At 57.7% G+C, this 1,240-nt stretch carries 1 protein-coding gene and 1 pseudogene; one reads left to right on the top strand and one right to left on the bottom strand.

Annotation, left to right across the window (positions count from 1 at the left end; all coding sequences use genetic code 11):
- Positions 1-788 (bottom strand): glycoside hydrolase family 3 C-terminal domain-containing protein (locus ACR0P8_RS09925; protein WP_432624879.1); only part of this gene is annotated, 788 nt, incomplete at its 3' end.
- 233 nt (positions 789-1,021) lie between these two features.
- On the opposite strand from ACR0P8_RS09925, the pseudogene ACR0P8_RS09920 reads away from it, so the two are divergent.
- Positions 1,022-1,240: pseudogene (locus ACR0P8_RS09920) on the top strand (serine/threonine protein kinase); the annotation flags it as partial.

Genomic DNA, 1,240 nt, shown 5'->3' with positions numbered 1-1,240 from the left:
GTCTTCGACAACTGCAGGAAGCTCTCGCCCTTCTGGAAGTCCTCGTAGTCCTTGGAATTGTTCTTGTAGGTGATGCCGTCGGCCTTCATGTCCGTCGGCAGGTCCGCGCCCTCGCCGCCGACGCGGGTCAGCACGACCACTGCCTCGTCGGAGAAGGACTTCGCATCGGAAATCAACGAATCGGAGTACTGCTTGGCCGGAACCTCAGGCAGGGTCCAATCCTGAGCGAACATGCCGACCTCCGGACGGTCCTTGCGGTAGTCCGTGTACAGCTTGCTCAGCTCCGTGTTGGTCTTGAGGCCGGCCTGCTTCATGCCATCAAGCAGGGAGACGGTCTTGTACTGCTTCGACATGGAGCCGGAGCCAGTGCCGCCGTAGACCGGATTGGTGGAACCCCAGCCGAACACGTTGACCTTCTTGCCGGACAACGGCAGGTTGGAATCGTCGTTCTTCAACAGGGTGACCGCCTCCGACTGCACGTCCTTGGCCAGCTCGTTGGCCTTGGAAACCGTGGTGTCGGACAGCGTGTACTTGGTGATGGTCGCATTGTTGAGCAGCGTGGAAAGCGGGCCGGTCAACATCATGGACACGGCCACGATGATGCCTACCAGCGCCACCAGCCAGGATTCGGAATGAACGATCTTACGGGTCGCCACGTCCTTGACCGTCTTCTTGTTGACGGCGAAGGTGATGATCAGCGCGAGCACGAACAGCACGCCGATCGCAATCAGATACGGTGTCAATGAACCGATGACGTTCATGACATCAGCCATGTTGATTTGCAGCATGGTCTGCCTCCTCCTTGATTCTCATAACCAAACGACACATCGGCTCCAATGCCTTTATCGGAACCACGAAACCATTTGACACTGCCCCGCATCTCATGGATTCGCTGGAGTGGGACACGTACGTGAAGACACTCCCTCATGTCGGTGATTCGATTTCATCAGACTTCACCGCATGACGCGCAGCGATTCACCCAGCCTGTCGATTCGCGCGCATAATCTGCACGCCAAGTACCATGGGTGGCATGAGCGACTTAAGCGCAGCGAATCTGGAATCAGGCAGCCTGGTTGGCGGCTACACATTGATATCCCGGCTTGGTTCGGGGGCAATGGGATCAGTGTGGCGCGTACGCGATGACGGCGGACACCAGTATGCGATGAAGATTTTGCGCGATTCCCTGTCCGATGACGACGATTCCGTACAACAGCAGCGTGACCAGCTGACCGCACGCGAG

The sequence above is a fragment of the Bifidobacterium sp. genome (assembly GCF_050874245.1).
In the GTDB taxonomy this organism is placed as follows: Bacteria; Actinomycetota; Actinomycetes; order Actinomycetales; family Bifidobacteriaceae; genus Bifidobacterium.
The sequence above is the reverse complement of the archived record's forward strand: the minus strand, read 5'-3'. Positions and strand labels throughout refer to the sequence as shown.